At 57.1% G+C, this 24,133-nt stretch carries 15 protein-coding genes; 2 read left to right on the forward strand and 13 right to left on the reverse strand.

Annotated elements, in window-relative coordinates:
* The first annotated feature begins 123 nt into the window (after positions 1-123).
* Both gatA and gatB read left to right on the forward strand, forming a co-directional pair.
* A complete protein-coding gene (gene gatA, locus DOM58_RS13215; RefSeq protein WP_110693224.1) occupies positions 124-1,596 on the forward strand; it encodes an Asp-tRNA(Asn)/Glu-tRNA(Gln) amidotransferase subunit GatA in 1,473 nt (490 codons plus the stop codon).
* Positions 1,596-3,062, forward strand: a complete 1,467-nt coding sequence (gatB, locus tag DOM58_RS13220) for an Asp-tRNA(Asn)/Glu-tRNA(Gln) amidotransferase subunit GatB (RefSeq protein ID WP_110693225.1) — start codon at positions 1,596-1,598, stop codon at positions 3,060-3,062. The genes gatA and gatB overlap by 1 nt, the downstream gene beginning before the upstream one ends.
* A 120-nt stretch (positions 3,063-3,182) precedes the next feature.
* On the opposite strand, the gene DOM58_RS13225 is transcribed toward gatB, so the two are convergent.
* The 13 genes from DOM58_RS13225 to DOM58_RS13280 all read right to left on the reverse strand — a co-directional run bounded on the left by DOM58_RS13225 (position 3,183) and on the right by DOM58_RS13280 (position 24,127).
* On the reverse strand, positions 3,183-4,232 hold the full coding sequence (locus DOM58_RS13225) for a DUF6708 domain-containing protein (RefSeq protein ID WP_157957542.1): 1,050 nt from the start codon (positions 4,230-4,232) through the stop codon (positions 3,183-3,185).
* 228 nt (positions 4,233-4,460) lie between these two features.
* Positions 4,461-5,198, reverse strand: a complete 738-nt coding sequence (locus DOM58_RS17500) for a DUF6708 domain-containing protein (protein WP_157957543.1) — start codon at positions 5,196-5,198, stop codon at positions 4,461-4,463.
* 416 nt (positions 5,199-5,614) lie between these two features.
* Entirely contained in the window at positions 5,615-8,035 is a 2,421-nt protein-coding gene (locus tag DOM58_RS13240; RefSeq protein WP_110693229.1) for a T6SS effector BTH_I2691 family protein, read from the reverse strand.
* A gap of 77 nt (positions 8,036-8,112) precedes the next feature.
* A complete protein-coding gene (locus DOM58_RS17505; RefSeq protein WP_157957544.1) occupies positions 8,113-8,538 on the reverse strand; it encodes a hypothetical protein in 426 nt (141 codons plus the stop codon).
* A 19-nt stretch (positions 8,539-8,557) separates the two neighbouring features.
* The gene (locus DOM58_RS17510) at positions 8,558-9,595 is read right to left on the reverse strand and encodes a DUF6708 domain-containing protein (RefSeq protein WP_157957545.1); all 1,038 of its coding nucleotides are present in this window, start codon (positions 9,593-9,595) and stop codon (positions 8,558-8,560) included.
* Positions 9,596-9,597: 2 nt separating this feature from the next.
* Positions 9,598-12,261 (reverse strand): T6SS effector BTH_I2691 family protein, encoded by a 2,664-nt coding sequence (locus DOM58_RS17515; RefSeq protein ID WP_157957546.1) that lies wholly within the window; start codon positions 12,259-12,261, stop codon positions 9,598-9,600.
* Complete coding sequence (locus DOM58_RS13250; RefSeq protein ID WP_110693231.1) at positions 12,258-13,172, reverse strand: DUF4123 domain-containing protein; 915 nt, start codon at positions 13,170-13,172, stop codon at positions 12,258-12,260. The genes DOM58_RS17515 and DOM58_RS13250 overlap by 4 nt, the downstream gene beginning before the upstream one ends.
* A gap of 17 nt (positions 13,173-13,189) precedes the next feature.
* The gene (locus tag DOM58_RS13255; RefSeq protein ID WP_110693232.1) at positions 13,190-15,796 is read right to left on the reverse strand and encodes a type VI secretion system Vgr family protein; all 2,607 of its coding nucleotides are present in this window, start codon (positions 15,794-15,796) and stop codon (positions 13,190-13,192) included.
* Positions 15,797-15,847: 51 nt separating this feature from the next.
* The gene (locus tag DOM58_RS13260; RefSeq protein WP_245392270.1) at positions 15,848-16,705 is read right to left on the reverse strand and encodes a DUF6708 domain-containing protein; all 858 of its coding nucleotides are present in this window, start codon (positions 16,703-16,705) and stop codon (positions 15,848-15,850) included.
* Between the two features lie 217 nt (positions 16,706-16,922).
* Complete coding sequence (locus DOM58_RS13265) at positions 16,923-17,927, reverse strand: DUF6708 domain-containing protein (protein ID WP_245392271.1); 1,005 nt, start codon at positions 17,925-17,927, stop codon at positions 16,923-16,925.
* A complete protein-coding gene (locus tag DOM58_RS13270; RefSeq protein ID WP_110693234.1) occupies positions 17,927-20,590 on the reverse strand; it encodes a T6SS effector BTH_I2691 family protein in 2,664 nt (887 codons plus the stop codon). The genes DOM58_RS13265 and DOM58_RS13270 overlap by 1 nt, the downstream gene beginning before the upstream one ends.
* Positions 20,583-21,470, reverse strand: coding sequence for a DUF4123 domain-containing protein (locus DOM58_RS13275; protein ID WP_110693235.1), 888 nt, complete (start codon positions 21,468-21,470; stop codon positions 20,583-20,585). The genes DOM58_RS13270 and DOM58_RS13275 overlap by 8 nt, the downstream gene beginning before the upstream one ends.
* Positions 21,467-24,127, reverse strand: coding sequence for a type VI secretion system Vgr family protein (locus tag DOM58_RS13280; protein ID WP_110693236.1), 2,661 nt, complete (start codon positions 24,125-24,127; stop codon positions 21,467-21,469). Before DOM58_RS13280 ends, DOM58_RS13275 begins: the two co-directional genes overlap by 4 nt.
* Positions 24,128-24,133: the final 6 nt, after the last annotated feature.

Genomic DNA, 24,133 nt, shown 5'->3' on the forward strand with positions numbered 1-24,133 from the left:
GGCGAATAAGTTCGACGCTATCGACAGCCGAAGATAATTTCGACACCGATTTTGCAAGGTGCCACCCCGGCAAGCCGGTGGCACCGCCGCGGACAATGATTCGACTCAGGGAATATCGACCCCATGCATCATATGACGCTCACGGAACTCGCCAAGGGCCTCAAGGCCGGCGACTTTTCCAGCCGAGAGCTGACCACCAGCCTGCTCGATCGCATCGAGCGTCTGGATGGTGACATCAACAGCTTCGTTACCGTCACCCGCGATCAGGCGCTCAACGCCGCCGATGCCGCCGATCAGGCTCGCGCCAAGGGCGAATCACGTCCGCTTGCCGGCCTGCCGCTGGCAATCAAGGACATCTTCTGCACCCAGGGCGTTCGCACCAGCTGCGGCTCGAAGATGCTCGACAACTTCCAGGCGCCCTACAACGCCACCGTGGTCGAGAAGCTGGAATCTGCCGGCATGATCAGCCTCGGCAAGACCAACATGGACGAATTCGCCATGGGGTCGTCGAACGAATCGAGCTTCTATGGCCCGGTCAAGAACCCGTGGGACCGCACCGCCGTGCCCGGCGGCTCCTCCGGTGGCAGCGCCGCCGCCGTCGCCGCCGGCTTCGCCCCCGCGGCGCTGGGCACCGATACCGGCGGTTCGATTCGCCAGCCGGCAGCGTTCTGCGGCATCACCGGACTCAAGCCGACCTACGGCCGCGTGTCCCGCTACGGCATGGTCGCGTTCGCCTCGAGCCTCGATCAGGGTGGCCCGATGGCCCAGAGCGCGGAAGACTGCGCGCATCTGCTCGGTGCCATCGCCGGCCATGACCTGCGCGACTCCACCAGCGTCGCCCGCGTGGTGCCGGACTATCTCGCCGAACTGGATGCACCGCTGACCGGACTCAAGATCGGCCTGCCCAAGGAATACTTCGGCGACGGCCTCGATGCGGAAGTGGAAAGCGCCATTCGCGAAGCGATCCGGGTCTACGAGTCGCTGGGCGCCCAGGTGTGCGAAGTCAGCCTGCCGCACACCCACCTGGCGGTGCCGGCGTATTACGTCATCGCGCCGGCGGAAGCGTCCTCGAACCTGTCCCGTTACGACGGCGTGCGCTTCGGCCATCGCTGCGACAGTCCGGTCGACCTGGAAGACCTCTACAAGCGCAGTCGCGCCGAGGGCTTCGGCGACGAGGTCAAGCGCCGCATCCTGATCGGGACCCACACCCTGTCGGAAGGCTTCTTCGATGCCTACTACCGCAAGGCGCAGCAGATTCGCCGACTGATCCGTCAGGACTTCCTCGATGCCTTCGAGAAGGTCGACGTATTGATGGGCCCGGCAGCGCCGACCCCGGCCTTCGACCTGGGCGCCAAGAAGGACCCGGTCTCGATGTACCTGCAGGACGTCTACACCATCGCCACCAATCTCGCCGGCATTCCAGGCATCAGCGTTCCCGCCGGATTTGCCGGCAAACGCCCGACGGGGTGCCGCCCAATCGGCCTCCAGATTCTCGGTCAGCACTTTGCCGAGGGCCAACTGCTCAACGTGGCGCATCAGTTCCAGCAGGCGACGGACTGGCACCGTCGGCATCCGAGCGACCAGGAGACAACCTAATGCAATGGGAAACCGTTATCGGGTTGGAAGTCCACGTCCAGCTCGCGACTCAGTCCAAGATATTTTCCGGCGCCTCCACCGCGTTCGGTGCCGAACCCAACACCCAGGCCTGCGCCATCGATCTAGGCCTGCCGGGCGTGCTGCCGGTACTGAACGAAGGTGCCGTGGCGATGGCCGTCCAGTTCGGTCTGGCGATCGATGCCGATATCCCCGAGACCTCGCTGTTCGAGCGCAAGAACTACTTCTATCCGGACCTGCCCAAGGGCTACCAGACCAGCCAGATGGCCCAGCCCATCGTCGGCCGGGGTGAAGTCGAGCTGGTGCTGGATGACGACGTGCGCAAGCGCGTACGCATCCATCATGCCCACCTGGAAGAGGACGCCGGCAAGTCGCTGCACGAGACGTTCTCCAACGGCATGGGCTGCGACATGACCGGGATCGACCTCAACCGGGCCGGTACGCCGCTGCTGGAGATTGTCTCCGAACCCGACATGCGCTCGGCCAAGGAAGCGGTCGCCTATATTCGTGCGATTCACGCCATCGTCACGTACCTGGGCATCTCCGACGGCAATATGGCCGAGGGCTCGATGCGCTGCGACGTCAACGTCTCGGTGCGCCCCAAGGGTCAGGAAACGCTGGGCACCCGCGCCGAGATCAAGAACGTCAACTCGTTCCGCTTCGTCGAGCGCGCGATCGAATTCGAGGTCGAACGTCAGATCGAGCTGATCGAAGACGGCGGCAAGGTCGTGCAGGAAACCCGGCTCTACGATCCGGATCGGGATGAAACCCGCAGCATGCGGACCAAGGAAGAAGCCAACGACTACCGGTACTTCCCCTGCCCCGACCTGCTGCCGATCATGCTCGACAGCGCCTATATCGAACACCAGCGCACCACCCTGCCGGAACTGCCCACCGATAAGCGCAACCGTTTCGAAACGAGCCTCGGTCTCTCCGCCTACGACGCCGGCGTGCTGTCGGCGACGCGCCCTACGGCCGAGTATTTCGAAGCCGTGCTGGCCGTCTGCAGCGATGCCAAACAGGCCGCCAACTGGGTCCAGGGCGAGCTCTCCGCGCATCTCAACCGCGAGAACATCGACATCTCGAACAGCCCGGTGACGCCGGAGCAGCTCGGTGGCCTGATCCAGCGTGTGCTCGACGACACCATCAATGGCAAAGCCGCCAAGCAGGTCTTCGCCGCGCTGTGGAACAACGAAGGCGCCAGCGCCGACGAAGTCATCGACACCCGCGGCCTCAAGCAGGTCACGGATACCGGCGCCATCGAAGCGATGATCGATCAGGTCATCGCAGACAGCCCAGTGCAGGTCGCCCAGTACCGCGACGCCGAACCGGAAAAGCGCGGCAAGATGATCGGATACTTCGTCGGCCAAGTGATGAAAGCCTCCCGCGGCACCGCCAACCCGCAGCAGGTCAATGGCGTGCTCAAGCAGAAGCTGGACGAGGCGTGACCCTGCACATGAGCTGATTGGAATTGATGAGCTGGAAACAAAAAGCCCATGGCAAAAGTGCCATGGGCTTTTGAATCACAGCATGTTAATAGCTGACAATTTCTAAAGATGCTTACACATTCAACGCCATAGGCCAGAAATCACCCAACCAAGAACACCGACAAAAGCGCCAACGCCAATGACAGTGCAAAGCAGGGGCCAGTAAAGCTCCCACCAGCCCAGCGGGCCATTATCGCGCCAGGTCAGTCGGTGAGGGTCGTCCGGCTCCTCTGGGTTGGCTCGTTCCACCTCTTCCGGCCATTGCGGTATTTTGCTGGTGCTCATTGCCAGCATACGACCCACGGCATTCAAACCTAATGGAATACACAACAGGAGCATTGTCCATGGGTAGTGTAGACCTGGCGCAAAAGTCCGAAAAATACTCCATCGCCAGCCTTCTCTTCGTCCATCGACTGGCATCAAAAGGCTTTGCTTTAACTCCTGATGCGTGCGCTCTATGCCATCCTCAGCTTCCATATAGGGCTGCAAAAACGCCCAGAACTTATCCATGGACTCCATGTTTCCCGGAAAGGTATAACCCAGGGAAAAAGATTCGAGGACTGTCTCCCCATCTTCGCCGAGCACATGGGCACGTAAATCGTGGGTCGTTCCCACCAGCGGGCTTTTCGACTGCCCTAATGTCAGAAACAGAGTGTCCCATGGCACGGTCAATACCGTACCATTCTGGCGAAAAAAATGAACTTTTCGAGTATCCCTATTCAAGCGAATGGGGTAGTGGGTATACTCTAAACACTCAGCTTTAAAAGCGTACCACGCCCCGAACCATGCAAACAAAAAGAACATCGAGGAGAGCAACGCAAAAAGCATTTTTGCTATCAACCCCGGAATCATAGGATCGTCTAGCGGAAAAATAATCGCATACAGCAATACAACAGACACCACTAATGAGCCACATCCCAGCATCACTGAAAGCCATGCCCAGAACCCGCGAACTGGATACCATCGATCGACAAGATCGATATAATTGCTATTGAATTTTATCACCGACAGAAAATCCATTGGCTGAGCATGCTTAGCGTCCTTCTGCTGATAACATGCTAGACGCTCTGCATCTGTCAGCAGTCGATTAGTGTGGAATTTTCCTCTACTCCCAAAGCCCGAGTAATCCATAGAGACACTCTCTCCCACCAATCTTCATAAGCATCAAATCTGGGAGTACAAGATCTACTATCTCAGCCACGTCAGATAATCCGTCTTAACTCGCAGAAAACGATCCCCTAACACTCTCTAGACAGATCAAAACTGTAGGGCATTCAGTCATCCGCCCGAGGCAAACCACACCTCGGGCTATATCGTTACGGTCTCTAGATCGAACTGGCGAGGGCAGTACCTACCCGTTTAGCGCCATAAACCGGAGACGATCCAGCCAAGAGCACCGACGAAAGCCCCCACGCCAATCACAGTACACAGCAGGGGCCAGTGAAGCTCCCACCAGCCCAGCGGGCCATTATCGCGCCAGGTCAGTCGGTAAGGGTCGTCCGGCTGCTCTGGGTTGGCTCGTTCCACCTCTTCCGGCCATTGCGGTATTTTGCTGGTGCTCATTGCCAGCATACGGCCTAGTGCATTCAGTCCAAGGAAGGGCGAAAAAAGAAGCTGAAGGTAAGGCCAGTGGGCTCCCAGCATAAAGCTGCGGGCAATGCTCCAGCGCCAGCCTTCCCTGCGATTATCGACTGGCACCAAATATCCCGTATTTTCCTTGAGGTGGTGCCAGGTTCTCTTCACGCCATCTTCTGCTTCCATGTAGGGTTGCAGAAAGGCCCAAAATTTATCAATCGACTGCGCATCACCTAGAGGGGAAGGGTAACCAAGCGAAAAAGACTCGCGAACCGTTTTACCATCATCATCGAGCACATGAGCGCGTAGGTCATACGTCGTTCCTGTCAAAGGGCTTTTCGATTCACCCAATGTCAGAAACAATGATTCCCACGGCACGGTCAAGACCGTGCCATCCTGGCGAAAAAAATAGACTTGACGGCTTTTGCGATTCAGACGCATGGGATAGTGAGTATAGCGACCACACTCGGTGCGAATTAGCCACCAGCCTCCCCAAACCAGCCCCAGTGAAATTGGCAGCAATACAATTATCATAAACCATAGCGCTGACCTCTCATTAGTGGCAGGAGCCCCAAAAAAACCCGTTATAATCAAGATAGCAAAAAAGAGCCCCCCAAGACTACACACGCACCAAACCACGTATTGAAGCCTTTTATCGGGTACCAGCGGTCCACCAAATCCATGTAGTTATTATTGAACTTTATCGTCGATAGAAAATCCATTGGCGACGCATTAATTGAGCCGTCCTGTTTATACCTTGCTGCGCGCTCGGCCTCAGTTAGCGGGCGGTCGGCAGGAAAGCGAATATTACGGTAGTCCAATCCAGCGTAATCCATTTCTCACCCTTCCATGTCGTTTAGGGCCAGTTCCAGTTCGCTTAGTTCCCGCTTCGGGTCATGATAGCGCTCGCCTTTTTCGAATTTTCCGAAGTAACAGCGCTACATCCAATCCTGGATCTTGTTGTCCTTGAACACCTCGATCAAAACAGAAATAGCTATAACCAAAACCAGCAAAACAACGCCCACGGCGGTTGCAGCTGCGCCGAAAATTAGTGCACCCAGTTTCGTAAAGGCCACCATAGCAACAAAGCTCGTTATCCCCGAGGTTAAAAACAGTGCCCCAACCCAGCCATTCCCTTCCTGAATTTCCTGCCACCCACGAATGCCATCCCAGACAGCCATCAAAACACCAGCCCCGACACCTAGCCCCCGCCCAACGAATCTTATAAAGCGTCCGACATAGCGCTCGATGGCTTGTCCCAATCGACTACCGGCTTTCGTGGCACTCTCAGACCATTTACCGACCGTTTCCGCGACCGTGCCTAGCAGCCCAGCCATACCCGTGCGAAAACGCCGTTGGTTCTCACCTCGCTCGTGGGCCATGCTGCTGTCCAGATCATCGGACAGTTTGAACAGCGCCATGGCCTGCAGAATACCCGCGACCACACCGAGCCCAGCCTCGGTAGGCAGCAATTGCCGCCACCTGAGCTGCGTCATCGCGCGCCGATCTGCCTGGGTAAGGATTGCCGATTCCGCCAGTTGCCTTGCACCACCTTGCGCATTCAAGCCGGGGAAATCTTCGATGACTTTGGGATTGGCCAGAATCAAGTAGCGAAATCTTCCGGTCCCTTCGACCGGCACGCCATAGATACGCGCCTTGCGCATATGAATATCGATGGCGCGATTGAGGTCTTCCAGATTACCAATCTCGGGATTGATGGCCGCCATCTTTGCGACCAACTCGGCTATCGCTGCTTTCTTGCTCATCGTCACGTCAGCCAGAATGACCGGCGAACGTGCAATGACCCCCATACCGACTAGCGCAGGACCAACGACACCATCGACCGCCTTGGCCGCCACCTTAGCGAAGGGACCGCCCAAAGCGGCAGTCAGTCGGACCACGGCGTTCTGGCTACCATCCTGCAGGGCCTGAAGGGCATTTTCATAGCCACTGATCAAGCCATCCCATGGTAAACCGCGTAGGGAGTCAGGCTGTAAACCACCACTGACGTGCCCTTCCCAGCGCTCCAATATGATCTTCTGGTTGTAACCCAGTGCCCGCAGCGCCAGATTACGTTGATCGAGATTCGACGCGGATAACCAGCGGTGATATAGGTCCGCACAGGGCGAGTACTCCTGCGTATCTTGGATACAGATCAGCATGGCATCCACGAACGCAGCGCCAGATTCGATATCTTGGTCATCATGCCCAGCATCCAGTTGGCGACGAAGCTGACCGCTCTGCATCCAACTGACATGAGCACGCGCCAGGGGCGCAATGCGGTTCTTGTCGAAGTCTCGCATCTCACTCTGCCACGCGGCTTCCCAGGTCTGAAGCCGAGACATATCCAGCTTGGCGGTATAGTCGTTCCAGGCATCCTCCTTGGCGGCCGCCAACTGTGCTGGCGTAGGGTTGCGCCAACGCTCCAGCATCTCCTCCTGGCGCTCTTGAAAACCATCGACCAGCAGGCCGGCCAACGCACGGCCCCCCGCGCCGGGGCCACCGTAGACCGTCTGATAAGCGTCACGCTCGGTACGGTAGATCTGGCGATTTTCAGCATCCTCGCGAATGCCTTGGCGGATGTTATTGATGGCCGACGAGACCGCCAGAGGGCGGGCCTGTTCAGGGTCGGCCATTTTCTCCTTCAACCTTACGCCCGTCAGGCTGGCGAGATCTGCCGAAATCCCCACCGGGTCTTCCAGCGCGACCAGCATGGGTGTCATATCCAGCGGTTCGGCCTGCTCGTCTGCCCACCGCTTGAGTCCCTCGACCTGCTCTTTCATGCCATGGAACGGAAATGGGCTGAACTCGAAAGCGTGTCCGTCCTGACGCCCCCAGGTTCCCGAGGCACCAGGACGCCATGTACTTGAAGCACCATGCCGATCTGGTGGCGTCCAGACACGCCCAGCCTCAGCGACGATGTCCCCCAATTTTTCCAGCGACTCTGCGTATTGGGTGCTTCCCCCGCGCCACTCCGTGAGAGAGATGCGGCGCATGTTGTCACGTCGCTGGTTCACGTTGGTTGCGTGTTCTTTCCAGACCCGCTTGGTCCAGGCCACGTCGGAGAAGGAGAGATAGACGTTATGGGCCTTGTCGGCATCGGGAACCATTACGCAACGCCCCGGATAGGCGTGCGAGGGGTTGGCGGCGCAGGCAAACTCCTGCTCGTCGGCAGGCGGCTGCAAGCGGCCATCGATGGGCTGCGGACTATCGGGATCGATCGCCACCACTTCGTCGTGGGAGACGTCGACGTATTCGATCAGGTAGCCCTTGTCGGTGACGACATGGCCGATCCAGCGGCCGCAAGCATCATTAAAGGCAAAGCGATAAGGTACCTCGCACGCCTTAATCGAAGCCACCGTAAGTTATAACCACCCAACATCCTCGGGCTCCTTGACAGCATACCTCCATCTGCGAACTTTGCCAGACAACCTGCTTATTGTGAAAACGGTTTGACAGTAAAGTTGACCTCTTTACCTGAGTCACTCGTATACTTGACAACCTCACACTCATCTAGGGATTCTAACCGTTCCCCCGAGCCGACTTCCGCTTCATACACAGAAGTATAATCAGGATCGCTAGACCCAATCGATCCCAGCTGTTGGTGCAATTTGGCTGATCCTGTACTCAAAACTTTCCCTTTGCTTTTGAAAGCAATGCTCACATGCCCTTCTGGGGGAGGACCCATGACCGGGGCAGTTGCAACAACAACAGCCTTTGCATCATCTGACTTGTAGAAGATATTGCCAGGTTCACACTCAAGAATACTTACGACGGCTTCCACTTTCTCAGGCTGATCCCCTTCGCAGCCCGACAAAAAAAACAAAAGCCCGCACAAGACAAATATTTTATCGCCTTTCAAAACAACATCTCCTAAAAAACTAAAACCCAACGAAACCCGAACCATTCTCAAACAAATTCTTGTTGAACTGTTCTTTTTCGAGCAGCCGTTTATAGAACAGATCATTACTTAGGAACTGGCCAATTCTTTCAGGCTCTACCCAAGCAAAAGATTTTTTAGCACGAGGAGCGCATGACTTCTCAACAAATTCTGGCCACTTGGGCTCACGACATGATTTTAGCACCAACCATTGAGTGAGCACCAAAGAAGACATAAGTGGATAGTAAACAAAAAAAAGCTTGTGACGTAGTGACACCAGGAGAGGAGAGAGGTTTGAAACAACCCTAACGAAGCAATTCCTAAAACTCACTTTCGTCGAGTAATAAATAAATTCATCTCCAGCAGCAGGAGCCGCGTCTTGAGGACCATGCTCCATATATTTTTCCAGAAAACACCAAAGGGAGAGTATGCGATAAACCTCGTCCCGATGAAAAAAATTGCCTACTGAAAAAGTTTTCACAACTGTAGAGCCATTTAACACATGACCTCTCAGCGTGCATATTTTGCCTGTTTCATCCGTCCCTATATGCCAATACACATCTCTCCAATCCAAAGCCAAGACCCCGCCAAACTCTTCGCTCCTGAACACAAAAACCTTACCCGACACCCTGTTGAATCGGACAGGAAAATACCTCCAAGAAAAAAAATCATATCTAAGATACATTTTCCAGAGAAGCCAACTTCCTCCACCCGCGACAACGACGAAGATAAAAGTAAAAACGAGTAAAAACACGGCGTCGATTGCTTGTGAAAGATAATCAGACAGAAGCATAAAAAAGACAGAGACACCGCAAGAAAAAAGCACGAAGGCCCCCAATAGACAGACTAGTGTTTTTGACATCCCCCTTTGACGTTCGCTACAATCTATCATCTCGCAAAACTCAGAATTAAAGCGAACAAGCGCACCATAAGGGTCTGGCAGATAAGAAGAAGCCTTCTGCAGTAGAAAATGAGAGCGCATCTCTTCTTGAGATAGGCGCCGATTAATTTGAAAAGGTCGAGTCCAACCAAGCATCATGGTTAATTCTCTTCGTTGCCGTCCGACATAGCCAGCATTGATTCCCTTTGGGCTTTAATGCTAGGAAAACTGCCATCCCTATTACTTCCAAAGAAGATAGTCTTATCAAGCCACTTATCCACCTCATCAGGACGCAAGAAGCCAACAGCAACCATTATAGCTGAAATAATAAGACTTAAGATAATACCAACCCCAGTTCCTGCAAAAAAGGTTATAATCCCCACAAGAAACATCGACACACCCAGCGCCATTGTGCTGTATCCGTACAGAGGGCTGACATTCCTATTTTCCAGCCCATCCCAAAACATGAGAACACCAGATATTACTGCTCCAATTGTACCGACCAGCTTTCCGGCTGCACCGATCCCGGCGGCCCGAGTTGAGGCAGTAATCTGTGATATTTGAAATGTTCTTGTAAGTTCAGCGGAACCAAAAGCAGTATTTCTCAAAGCTGCACCAGCGCTTTCCATCAATGAGCCAGTAATTGTGGCTATCCCCGAGGAAAGACCAGTGATACTTTTCACACTTGCTTTTTTGCTAAATTCATCCCAAACACTACCAAAGGAATATATAGCAAACATAGCAGACACAAAATGCCCACCCGCTTCTAAACTCGTCATGCGGCGTATTGTTGACTGGGCATAGCTATCAAACTCTTCAGCAGTCAGCTTTACCGACACGCTGACTTCAGTCTGTGACTCGACAAGCAGCAGACCTTTATATTTATACCTTTCATCAAGGGGATCAAAAACGGCCCTAACTTCACTTGGCCCGCTATAGTATGCCTCTCTAGATATTCCTCTAACCAAGTTCTGAGTAATTTTCTTTATTTGTTGCCCAGTGGCTCTGGCTTCAACCTCTACTAGACGGTAGTTAGCATTATGAGCTTTGGCCACTCCCCCCATCATTGCCACCACCCTAATTTCCGAAGAGCTTCCGACCATTTCACCGGATGCCATGTCGTACACTTGCTGTAACTTTTTAATCAAACCCCCACTATACTCATAAGTATAGTGAGACAAAGTTTTCATGGCGTCCTTCCTTTGCCTGTCAGTAAGATCACCTAAAGCTGAATTGATCACACCCCAAAGATTGGAGGCTACTCCGTCCCACCCTCCCTGTGGCTCATAAGTAGATTGACCAATACTGTTCCAGCTAGCCACCAAGGAGTCATTATTGAAACAAAACCCACGACTCAGGATAGCATCATCATTCTCGGGATCATCCTCCAAACATCTCTCAAGGTGGCCAAACACAATCTTGCTGTATGATGCATCCTTAATAAGAAGGTATAGCGCCATCACGTAATGAACGCCACTGGAAATGCTTTTTTTGTCATAATTATACTTAAAGCCATTTTTTAAGAGGGATGACTCAAGCCAGCCAACATAAGCCCGATCTAATGGCCTTGAAAACTTCTCCTCAAAGTCATTAAGTTGAGTGGGGTACTCGACCTTTAAAAAAGTTTCATGAGCGGAGAAATTATATCTCTCTTTATATTTCTCCCATGCTCTTTTATGAACGAGATTAATATCATCTTCGCTCAATCTCTTCGCTTCTTCCATGGCTCGCGCAACGCCAGATAGCCCCGGCTGCCCTCCATATGCAGCTCCAACATGGGCTGGCATGATGGCTCCAAGGACTCCCATCAGCGCACTTCTGCTTTCAGCAGTTGCTACTTCAGCTCCATTTTCAACTGCAGACCTCACAGTTTGAATCATTGCAGCCGATTCATGCTTTCTTTTTCTATCCGGCTCGTTCGCCCACTCCAGAACCCTTTCTCGGCTTAATTCTTTTATTTCCATGGCTACTGCCACTGGATCAACCAACCCAATGACTGCTGCATCCATATTTAATGGCTTAGCCTGTAGTCTTGCCCAGGAGGAGAGCGGTTCAATTTGTTCGCGCATTCCATCCATAGGAAAAGGACTAGAATTAAAGGCTGTACTTCTCATCACATTGTCTTCTGATGGCGCGGAACCATTACTATGGCTAGGCGGCACCCAGCGGTATTTAGCTTCAGCCAGGTATTCTTCGACCTTATCTAAAGAGTCAACATACTCAGCTTGTTTTTCGCGCCAATCTGCCAGCGATATTTTACGCATATAGTCGCGACTAGAATCTTCGTTAGCAGCATATTTTTTCCAGACGCGTTTGGTCCATGCGACCTCAGAAAACACAAAATAAACATCTCCCGCTTTGTCAGCATCCGGAATCATAACACATCTTCCGGGATGAGCATGATCGGGAGAAACATTACAAGTAAACTCTTGTTTCTCGACAGGCGGTTCAAGCCTACCGTCAATTGACTGAGGGCTATCTGGATCTAGAGAAGAAACCACATCGTGTGACAGATCAACATATTCAATCAAATAGCCCTTCTCTGTTACAGAGTATCCAGTCCATCGCCCTCGAAGTTCGTTAAAGACGTAAAGGTAACCCTCCCTCAAAAGCCTCATCGTATAGTGCTGCCCATCCGGCAAGTTTATTTCGCTCACTGTTTCATCGATTAATGGACCATGGATTTCAGGGCCAGGAGGATGCCCGGCCTGATCTCCCCCATCCGTTCGCGTGACGGCATATCGCAGCGGCAGAATCGGCAACCCGCTGCGCTGGCACACGCGACAGTTGGCGATCGACTGTACGTCCTCGGATGCTCCACTCATGTGATGGTCTCCAGTTCCCGTGCCATGGCGAGTAACGACTGGGCTGAGAGGTCTTCACAGCGGCGCACGTAGCTGCCCTGTGTCTCGACCGTCTGATCGAGGCGCCGTCGCATCTCGGGGTGATCGTGAATGTGTGGGTGAAAACGAGCGGCTTGCTCGGCGTAGAGCTGGCAATCCTCGGCAGCGGCAAGGCCGATTTGCTGCGCCTGGACGAGCAGGACGTCCAACGCCCGATAAGCATCGAATGAGGCCACGGCCTCCGGCTTCAGCATGGCCAGCCGGTCGATGACGGCGTTGAGAGAGGCCATGCGGTCGATACACGACCACTGCGAGGCAGACAGCAGCGGTACACGAATTGCCAGATCGGGCACCTCGTTGCGCTCGAGCGCATGCCACTGGCCGTATTGATCCGGCCAACGCCAGCAGGTGATGGGGCCCAGCAAGCGATCCATGCTCGCGGTCTCGAGCAGCCAGCAGAGATGGCGAAAGACTCGAGGATCATAGCAGCGCAGCCACCAGCGTCTTCGGCTGCCGGGGCGGGCCTGTTCGAGCGTGAACCGGAAGTGCCTGATCACCTCTTCGGTGTCCGCCTCACTTTGCAGCAAGGCAGACAGGAAAGCGCGACCGCGCTTGGCATACTGCTCGATCCGCTTGGCCAGATGCCCACGCTGCGTCGGCGAGAGCGCCTCCAGGCAGATCAACTGGGGCAGCAGCGGATCGCGAACCTTGACGCTCGGCGTTCGCAACGTCCGGCTATCCAGATCGTCGCGATCGCTGGACGCGACATGTAGCGGGTTCAATAGTGCATAGCGATGCCTGCCCGGCTGTAGCCAGTCGAGATCGAACGGCTTGGGCGCACCCACCCGGGCGGCTGGATGACACTGCGTTGGGGACGTTGTCTGACGCTCCATGATGTCGGTTTCTCCCGCTATAGCGCACTGGCACCGGCAGACGCCGAGTCATCCCCGGCGAACTGGGTCTCACAGGCCCCCTCCGGCAACTCGGGCATGGCGGCATCCATGCTCGCCGGCCCGCCAAAGCTGTGCTGGGCACCCTTGATATCGATCTTGCCGGGGCCGTGGACGTCGATATTGCCCCCTTCGATGCGGATATAGCCGCCACCGCTGTTCAGCAGGATGCCGTTGGCGGCGTTGATTTCGATCCGCCCTTCGGTGGAGGTAATCTTGACGTCCTTCTGCGCGGTCAACTCCATCGCATCGCTCTGGGCCTGTACTTCGACCTTGCCCCGCGCCGCGAACAACTTGATCCCGGCTTTCTGCACGAATAGCGAGAGCTTCTCGGAGATCGAGGCGACCAGGCTCTTGCCGGTGGCGATATTGACGTCCTCGCCGCTGGAGATACTCAGCGAGCGGCCCTGGGCCAGGTGGGTCGACTCCGGCGTGCTCAGGGTGATGCCGGCGGGCGAGGCCATATGCAGCCAGGGGGCTTTCATCCGCGCCGCTTCGCCCCGGCCGCCGCTGTCGGTGGCATCGCTAGCACTGGTTTGATCGGTGCTGGTCAGTTGCTCGCTGTTGCCGTAGCGGTCGTCGGCGTCATCCCCGGCCTGCTTGAGGTTCTCGCGGCTGTCGAGGGCGTCGGCGTTGTGGTCCGCCGCACTCTGGCTGAGGCTGTCGGAGAGGTGATAGGCGCTGTCGAGCTGCTGCCTGGCCGGGGTGAGGTCGAGCTGGTCGCCGCTGGCGCCGATTTGGCCCCAGCTGGTGAGGTAGAGCCCCTGGTTGGCGCGGATGGCGCCATAGGCATCGGTACGCAGTTCGAACCCGGTGCCGCGGAAGGCGCCGCGGGTATTGCCGTTCTGGTGGATCAGGTAGCCAAGGTTGAGCTGACTCTTCTCGCTTTCGGAGTTGAGGCGGACGCGTTCCTGATCGGTGGCGTCGTCGAACACGAGCTCATTGTATTTGCTGCCGCGATAGGTCTTGCTCTTGAAGCCGGAAAGCAGGCCGTGGCTGTGCCAGTCGGGAGCCTGTTCGCCGTTGTAGACCCGGCCGGTGATCAGCGGGCGGTCGGCATCGCCTTCGAGGAAGTCGACAAGGACTTCCTGGCCGATCCGCGGGACGAACACGCCGCCCCAGCCGGCGCCGGCGTTGGGTTGGGAGACCCGCAGCCAGACGCTGGAGTTTTCGTCCTGCTGGCCCTGACGATCCCAGTGGAACTGTACGCGCACGCGGTTGAGGTGATCGGTGTGGATCTCTTCGTTGGCCGGGCCGACGACGGTGGCGGTCTGTGGCCCGCCGATCACCGGGCGCTGATGGGTCAGCGGATGCCGATAGGCCTGGGTGCGGCGCTGGGCGTCGAGATCGACCAGGAAGTGACCGGTACCGCCGGTGGCATAGTCAGATAAACGTTCGCCGGTAGGATCTGCGGTATCAGCCTCGAGACCGTGCGCTTTCTTGGCGGCGTCGATCTGCGGCTGCAGGCTGCCCGGCAATGCCTGGAGCTGGGCCGAGACCGGCAGCGCGTTTTCGGCGTGGACGGTGACGCCCAGCAGCAGGAACTGTCTTTCTTCCTCACCGCCCAGATCGTGCAGCGGGTGCTGGGTGAGTTCGAACCAGCGTCCGCCCTGGAGCTGTCGGGCGCCGCCGCTGCCGCGGAAGCGCTTGGCGCGGGATTCATGCGCTTCCAGCCGGTTCTCGGTGAGACGCTCGCCGCGCTCATAGCCGTAGTAGTAATACTCGCCGGCGTAGTCGTAGACCTCGGTGTCGGGCAGGTTGCCCTGATCGCTCAGGGTATCGAGGCCGGTGCGCTTGGTCAGTGACGGCTGCTTGTAGTCGAAGGTGCCGACGCTGACGCGGGTGGGCTGCTGGCGGCGCACACCGCCCCACTGGGTCAGCGCGTCTTCCGTCTCAGTGGCATCCTGGCGATGAAAGCGGATCGCCTGGGGGCTGACCGGCTGGGTGGTATCGACGTCGTCGGTGAAGACGATGCGGTGGCCATCGAACTCATCGTCGTCGCCCGCAAACTCTGCATAGTAAAAGAGGCCTTCTTCCTCGCAGAGTCGACTGACGAAGTTGAAGTCGCTCTCTCGGTACTGCACGCAGTAGCTGCGGGCGGGATAGTCGCGGCGTAGGTCGAAGCGGTAGCGGCCCTTGGCCAGTTCATGGCCGTCGAACACGGCGGTGAGGACATCGACGACGCTGCGGTCCTGGAAGATCCGGCTATCGCGGCCGAGCTTCAGCATCGCCAGCCACGGCACCAGCGTGAGCTGGTAGTAGGTGACGCCGCCATCCTCGCCCAGCAGCGCGGCCTCGGAAACCAAGCCGTGCAGGCGGCGATAGCTGCCGTCGGCCTGCAGAATCGACAGGTTGGCTGGCTGCGCCATCAACGTCTTGAGTTCGATGTCACCCTGCTGGGAGATACAGTCGAGGGTATAGGTGAACGGTTCGCTCACCCGCTCCTCGCCCACCAGCCGATGCGGCAGCAACGACGCCCCGGCGATCTCCAGCGTCAGCAGCCGCTGGGACTGCGACAGCCCGATATCGAAGGTGTCGAGTAGTGAATCGAGCGTGATATCAGCCATGAGTGACACTCCCGCATATCATATAAAAAGAAAGCCTCTTGCCTCGGCGACTCAGAGGTAGCCCCTGAAGCAGAAATAAAGAATTGCTAACACCTCTACCCAACCCAGCAGGAAGCAACAAAGCGGCCAGAGGACTTCCTTCGCGCTTAGCGGGCGCTCGGTGTGGCGATTGCGTACGTAAGGATCGTCCGGTGCGACCCGGCATTTCTCCTCGACCCACTCGGGCCAACGCGGCACGCGGCAGGTCCACTTGGCGATGATCCGGCCGGTGCCTGCCCACATGACCATCGGCGCAAAAATCAGCTGGAACGCACGGCTATCGGCCAGTACCTGCGTGGCCTGGATCAACGAGTGGATGAAACTCTCACGCTTGCCATCCAAGTCCAGCAGGCGCTGGTCGACCTGATAGGCCTGAATATGGCCGTCGGGCTCCTCCATATAGCGGCGCACTAGCTCCCAGATTTCCAGCACGCCTTTCATACCCTTGAGGCCTTCGTACTTGAAGAAGACGAGGTGATAGATCATGTTGCCGTTGCGATCGCGCACGTATCCGCGAATTTCCTCACGCGACATACCCCGGCGATCCTGAGACTTGGTCGCTTGACTACTATAAAATTGGATATCGCTCCAATTCATAGTAACGACACCCATATCCTGAGACCAAGCGTAGACCTTGCGATGACGACGATTAAAGCGTATGGGATAGTGAGCCTTGCGGAACATATCCCATCGAATAAGTATATTTATTCCCACAACTACGGGCAATGTAACAACCCAAGCAATTAACAACAGGAAATACACAACTGCAGGAAGTTCGTCAAACTTAAAAAGCCCTCCCGTGCCCCACCAATAAAACGCAAATATCACGGGAATCGTCATCAAACCAAAAAGACAGTTGACACCACGCAAGCGATTGCCTGAGTCTACGATCTCCAAGCACACCGAATTAAGAGAGATAACGGAATCATTAAACCTCGAAGTCTCGCCTTTATCGACCTGGGTATTTTTGCTCAAAACTTGGGTCCGACCTCCCATGCCCCTGCCACGAGACATAGTGCTGGAAAATCCCCAGTTACCCCTTACTATCAGATTCAGAAAGTCCTTGGTATTCGTGGATCGCATAGGCTCATTGTGTCCCGGATAACGTACTTTCCCGGCGCAGCTTGCGCGGCCAGTACACCGGCCAACACAGCAGCAGCGAACACCAGTGGGCCACGGCGTGAATCAGCATGAGCGGCGAGACGATCACTACCAGCGCGATCATCCCCGGGCTCCAGGGCGCGGCCGCCCACTTGTTCTCGAGAAAGCTCCAGGGGGCCAGCAGCGAACGCCACGGCCAGGGGAAGCTGGGGATGCAGTTGGGTTTGGGAATGCTATCCTGCCCCTCTTCCATATAGCGGCGGATATACTCCCACAGCGCATAGAGTTCGTGATCGCTGCGCAGCGGCGCGCCGAGAAAGACCACGTCGTGATGCTCGGCACCGGTGCGCTGCTTGAAGAAGAACAGCATCAGGATTTCGCGCTTGCGCTGCTTGGTCACGACCTGGTCCTCGGGATCGACCGAGGCCACCACGTCGTCCCAGTCATAGACTTGATTGCCACCGGCGAAATTGGGGCGATTGATGTAGACCTTACGCGTCTTGCGATTGAAACGGACCACGATATGGCGCTGGACCAGACACTCCATGCGGAATATCCAGAAGAGATACTTAATAAAAACAACCAAAAACCCAAGCCATGAACACCACACAAGCCCAAGAAAAAAATATTCTCCTGCAACTGCAGACTCACCGGAACCTAAATTTACTCCATTAAAAAAAACAGATAACGCAGGAAATAAGAAGAAAAAAGGTACACCTATCAACCCTATAAAAACAGGAGCCAACCCTAGAACCACCCCACCTCGCCATTCGTCGAAAAAAGTCCTGACATCAATATAGGTGTCGTTCATCTTGTAGATAGAACGTGCATCAGAAGGAGTGTCGCTGACCTGTGTTTCCTGCATGCCCCGATACTGCTTGCCGTATTTCTCGGTCGCCTTCTCGAACTGCTTCATATCACCCTCGAAGCCGGTGATATCCTTCTTGCTCGCCGTCAGGGTGCGGCGCATCAGCCACTCAACGAAATACATCAGGTCACGTCCTGTAAAGCCTGGTGAAAGGCGCCAACTTCTTCCGCGTAGTCGGCGTAAGAGTCGGGGGCATTCTCGGTGGTAAATACACAGCGCTTGCACCACGTCTTGAGCGCGTCATCGCTAAAAATCCAGAACCCGAGCGTCAGGATGATACCGGCCCAAGAGGCTACGGCAAAACCGGCCAGCAGCACGCCACGAATGGCAGCCGACGCCAAGTTGCGAGCTAATGGGGCCAAGATAGAGGCCAGTCTTCGTGCAAGGGCAGTTTTGCCCTGCTGTGATATCCGCGACAGATAAGTTACCGACGATGCCAGAGTTACTGCCGTACCAAGTACAGCAATGCCAACGTTTGCAACAAACCTCACAAAATAAAAGGATGCCAAGGTATAATTTTTATTATCGTACCTTTTTATTACCTCGCTAAAATCATCGACTGCTCCAAACAATGCCCCCACCGACGCCAGCATCCCGCCCCAGAACGAGAAACCGCCCAGCTGAAAACGGGCCGCCTCGCCCACATCGGTCGCACGGTATTTCCCCATCACCATGACCATATTGATGCTGGAGGCCGCCGTGTCGGCAATCGACCCAGCCACGACGACGAGCGCGCCCGCGATCTTGGCGTAATCCCGCGAATCTTTTTCCTGCTTGGAGAGCGTTTGACAGAGCGCATAGCTTTCGATGATCGCCACTGCCACACCCAGCCGGAATTGCATGAACTGGCTGCCATTGCCTTCCAGCGCCACTTGCATATCGCGTGACAGGAAGCGCTTTGCCTTGGCAAGTTCCCGTGCCGAGCCCTTGCTGAACCAGCGGCGATTGACGCCGATCTTAGCGGCGTGCCGAGCGAGCTGTGCACGCACCAACCCCAGCGAAATGCGCAGCGTGGCTCGGTCCATGGTCTCGCTGCGCGCCTTTTCGAAGAACCCTTTCATGAACTGGGTATACCAGGCCATGGTCACGCCCAGCTGCTTCGAACGGAACCAGTCGGGTGACTCGCCCTCCAGCACCGCGTTGGCCGTATTGAAGGCCGCGATGAGCTGCTTGAACCCTTGAAGAATGTTCTGCGGCTCAGGCCCTATCCAACTGTCGTCTTCGGCGTCGGCGACATTCGCGTCCTTGGCACGAAACGCGTCGATATCCTGCTGGCCGGCGCGGCGGATATCGTACTGATTGAGACAGTAGACCGCCCAGGCCAGGTTCGAACGGTCGTTCATGTTCATGTCGCGCCACCACTGATCCAGCAACGCGGCGCCCGCTTCGGTGCCCTCCATCCCCACCGTGGCCTGCACGACCTGAATGCTGTAGGCCCAGCCCCAGATCGGGTCACGCGAGTCGTAGTAATCCAGCGCATCGAGAAAGGGTGCGCCGCGTAGCCAGGCGAGGTGGTCAGACACCCGGGGGGCCATCAGGGCTTCCTGGCGCCGGGACTGCTCGGCCACTCGATCGTCGAAAGCCTGCCGTGCGTTCTGATCCAGCAGCGGCGCATACTGGCTATCGTATTCCTGGCGAAACTCCGCGCCACGTTCCACTGTGATTCGCTGGGAGCTCGATTCGAGAATCTCTGCTTGCCGCTCTTCGTACTCCTCGGCCAGCTCGTAGTCGCGCGCCGTCGGCTGGCTGTTGCCGCCAATCTCCGCTTCGCCCACCGCCCGCACGTGAGGCATGTACCGCAACCCAGCACGCGACCTGAAACTCGTCACGTCACGCTGCGCAAAGGCATTGACGCGGCCCTTGACGTAGTTCTCGCGGAGATCGCGTATCAACTCCGCGGTGTAGAAGCGCTGTTCGTTGGTCAGGCCATCCGCATCCTTTTTCTCCATCCAGTCCCGCAGCGGCTCTAGTGCATCGTTGCGATGGTTGTTCAACTCCTGAGTAATGCCGATGGCATCGCCAAGGACGACCGCAAAGCCCTGGAGGCCATCCAAGGCACGTTGCAGGCTGTCGAAACGCGACCCGTAGTTTGTCAGATCGGCCGGCTGGGCGTTCTCTTCGAACGGATCGGTCAACGACGGAAAAGCCTGTTTCTGCAACAGGTGGCCAACGCCTTCATCCTGATAGCCGACGAATTCGGCAACCTCGGACTGCAGCATCGTTGGCGGGATGACACTCTCTCCGCTGCAACTGTGGGCCAGCTCGGCGATGGCGAAGCGCTGCAAGGATTCCCTGAGCCGAGCTTCCGACTTGAGCCGTTCGAGCATCCGCACACTCAGCGGGTCCGGCAGAAAGAGCATGTACGCCTCGGGCACATCCTCCACATCATCGATCGAGAAGTAGTTGATGCCGCCGCTCTCTTTCGTCGGCTCATAGGGATTGATCCGAGTGAGCAAGGCATCGGCGGAGACGTAATAACAGTGCTCCCAACGGTAGGTGCCCAGCCGGTTGACCAGCACGTACAGATAGCCCTCGCGCAGAAAGCGCGCTGTGTACTTGGCCTGAGACAGGCCGATACCTGCCACCGGCTCGCCCTGATACTCAGGCACACTGGCAAAAGCCGCGCTGTCGTCGTCTTCGCCATACACGGCGCTGTAGCGCAGCGGCAGAACGTTGACCGATTTCTTGCAGTCGACCGCCGTGCCGTCATCATCGCTCTGCGGCATCGTCGAGAGCCTGTCACCGACGCTTTGACCCACACTCAAAGGATCGAGAATACTACCCATGACGCTCCCCATGAACGCTATGTGACGTGATCGCCCATAAGTTTTCCGCCAATGAACGCGGCCTTCGCACGGACAGCTCGACCGCCTGGGAAAAATCCGGTTCACTCAACACTTGCATCCCGTGAGCCACGCAGTACGCAACATAGACACTCAAGTCCTGGATATCATCGAAGCCGGAAGCGCGTGCCGATTCTATGGCTTTATCCACCATCGCCAGACGCAGACCAGGGCATGCCGTATTGAACAACGCTGGCGAAGACTGCTCCAGCTCGCCCAATATCCTATGGGTCATGGGATCGCTGCCGAGGGCTTGCAGTAGCGCGGGCGTCAATGTGATCGTTTCCTCGCTATCGTCCGCAGACTCGTGGCTTTGCCAACCTCCCGAGAACTCTTCCCAGCCGTCCAGTCCGGGTAGCCACCACGCGCCTACACTGCCAAACAGCCGGTCGTACCAAGGCATATCCGAAAAGCGATGTAGAACCGGCATGACGTTGGGTGCATAGAAACGGAGCAGCTGTTCTTCGCCATTGGCGTCTTTCACGACGCAGAGTTCTCCTAACTTCACCGCTTCCTGCGCCACCGGCTGGTGGGTAATCAGCACCCCATGAAAACCACGCTCCGCCATGACGTACACGCCGGAAAGCAGCGTCTCGATATCACCATCGAACAGCCAAGGCCCCAAAGGTTTCAACGCCTGGAACTGAGGCTGCTGTAGCCAAGGCTGGCCTTGGAAACGCTGCCACAGCGCCTTGCGTTCATCCTCATTCAGCAGCCCGGTTTCGATGATGGCGCAAACGGAGACGGTGCCCCGGTCGGTATCCTTCAGCTCTTGCACATACTCAGAAACACGTGACTTCAGCGCTTCATCATTTAGGCTCATGACTGCACCTTGACCAGGGCTCGCTGTTCCTTCAGTGCTTTTAACCAGCAACTGACACAGATGGGTTCATCGGCCTCGGGCAATGCCGGCTTGCCAACATACATCTCCGCCGGCCCACCAAAACTCTGACTGGCGCCTTTGATATTGACCTTGCCGGGCGCATGCAGCTCGATATTGCCGTCCTTGATGCGCACGTAGGCCCCGCCACTGACGAGCAGGATTTCCTCGGCGGCAGCGAAGTCGATCTTCTGATCGCTAGACGTGACGTTGAGATCACGGCGGGCGGTAGCTTCGAAATTGTCCGATTGCGCCTGGATGTCCACCTTGCCTCGCGCTGCAAATAATTTGATCCCGGCTTGCTGGACATAAAAAGAGATTGTGCGCGCCACTGACGCCACCAGACTCTTGCCACTGGCAATGTTGACGTCCTCACCGCTCGAGACACTCAACGACTTGCCCTGAGCCAGATGGGTCGACTCCGGCGTGCTCAGAGTGATGCCCGCTGGCGATGCCATGTGCAGCCACGGCGTTTTCATGCGGGCGGCCTGGCCCCGTCCGCCGCTGTCTGTAGCGCCGCTGGCGTTGCTCTGATCAGAATCCGAAAGCTGTTCGCTGTTGCCGTAGCGGTCGTCGGCGTCAGTGCCGGCCTGCTTGAGGTTTGTGCGGGCCTCGAGGGCGTCGGCGTTGTGGTCTTGGGCGTTCTGACTGAGCGTGTCGGTGAGGTTATAGGCGCTGTCGAGCTGCTGCCGGGCCGGGGTGAGATCGAGCTGGTCGCCGCTGGCGCCGAGCTGGCCCCAGCTTGAGAGGTAGAGCCCCTGGTTGGCACGGATGGCGCCATAGGCGTCGGTGCGCAGCTCGAACCCGGTGCCGCGGAAGGCGCCACGGGTGTTGCCGGTCTGGTGGATCAGGTAGCCGAGGTTGAGCTGGCTTTTCTCGTTTTCGGAGTTGAGCCTGACGCGCTCCTGGTCGGTGGCGTCGTCGAAGACGAGTTCGTTGTACTTGCTGCCGCGATAGGTCTTGCTCTTGAAGCCGGAAAGCAGGCCATGGCTGTGCCAGTCGGGACTCTGTTCGCCGTTGTAGACCCGGCCGGTGATCAGCGGGCGGTCGGCGTCGCCTTCGAGGAAGTCGACCAGCACTTCCTGGCCGATGCGCGGCACGAACACGCCGCCCCAGCCGGCGCCGGCGTTGGGCTGGGAGACCCGCAGCCAGACGCTGGAATTTTCATCCTGCTGGCCCTGACGGTCCCAGTGGAACTGAACGCGGACCCGGTTGAGGTGATCGGTGTGGATCTCTTCATTGGCCGGGCCGACCACGGTGGCGGTCTGTGGCCCGCCGATCACCGGGCGGTGATGGGTCAGCGGATGCCGATAGGCCTGGGTGCGGCGCTGGGCCTCGACATCGACGAGGAAGTGGCCGGTGCCGCCGGTGGCGTAATCCGCAAGGCGTTCACCGGTGGGATCGGCCGTTTCTGCTTCGAGGCCGTGCGCCTTCTTGGCGGCATCGATCTGCGGCTGCAGGCTGCCGGGCAATGCCTGGAGCTGGGCCGAGACCGGTAGCGCGTTTTCGGCGTGGACGGTGACGCCCAGCAGCAAAAACTGTCTCTCTTCTTCGCCACCGGTGTCGTGCAGCGGGTGCTGGGTGAGTTCGAACCAGCGCCCGGCCTGGAGCTGGCGCGCGCCACCGCTGCCACGAAAACGCTTGGCCAGCGATTCATGCGCTTCCAGCCGGTTCTCGGTGAGGCGTTCGCCGCGCGCATAGCCGTGGTAGTAATACTCGCCGGCGTAGTCGTAGACCTCGGTCGGCGGCAGGTTGCCCTGATCGCTGAGGGTATCGAGGCCGGTGCGCTTGGTCAGTGACGGCTGCTTGTAGTCGAAAGTGCCGACGCTGACGCGGGTGGGCTGCTGGCGGCGCACACCGCCCCACTGGGTCAGCGCGTCTTCCGTCTCGGTGGCATCCTGGCGATGAAAGCGGATCGCCTGGGGGCTGACCGGCTGGGTGGTGTCGACATCGTCGGTGATGATCAGGCGGTGGCCGTCGAAAGATTGGCTTTTGCCACCCGTCTCACCGTCATCGTTGTCGGCGGAATCGGCCGATTGGTATTCAAAATAGTACCAAAGCCCTTCTTCTTCGCAGAGGCGGCTGATGAAGTTGAAGTCGCTCTCTCGGTACTGCACGCAGTAGCTGCGCGCGGGATAGTCGCGACGCAGGTCGAAGCGGTAGCGGCCCTTGGCCAACGCATGGCCGTCGAACACGGCGGTGAGGACATCGACGACGCTGCGATCCTGGAAGATCCGGCTGTCGCGGCCGAGCTTCAGCATCGCCAGCCACGGCACCAGCGTGAGCTGGTAGTAGGTGACGCCACCGTCTTCGCCCAGCAACGCAGCTTCGGAAACCAGGCCGTGCAGGCGGCGATAGCTGCCGTCAGCCTGCAGAATCGACAGGTTGGCCGGCTGTGCCATCAACGTCTTGAGTTCGATGTCGCCCTGCTGGGAGATGCAGTCGAGAGTGTAGGTGAACGGTTCGCTCACCCGCTCTTCGCCCACCAGCCGATGCGGCAGCAACGAAGCCCCGGCGATCTCCAGCGTCAGCAGCCGCTGGGACTGCGACAGCCCGATATCGAAGGTGTCGAGTAAACTATCCAGTATCGTCTCTGCCATCCTGGC

The sequence above is a fragment of the Salinicola halophyticus genome (assembly GCF_003206695.1).
In the GTDB taxonomy this organism is placed as follows: Bacteria; Pseudomonadota; Gammaproteobacteria; order Pseudomonadales; family Halomonadaceae; genus Salinicola; species Salinicola halophyticus.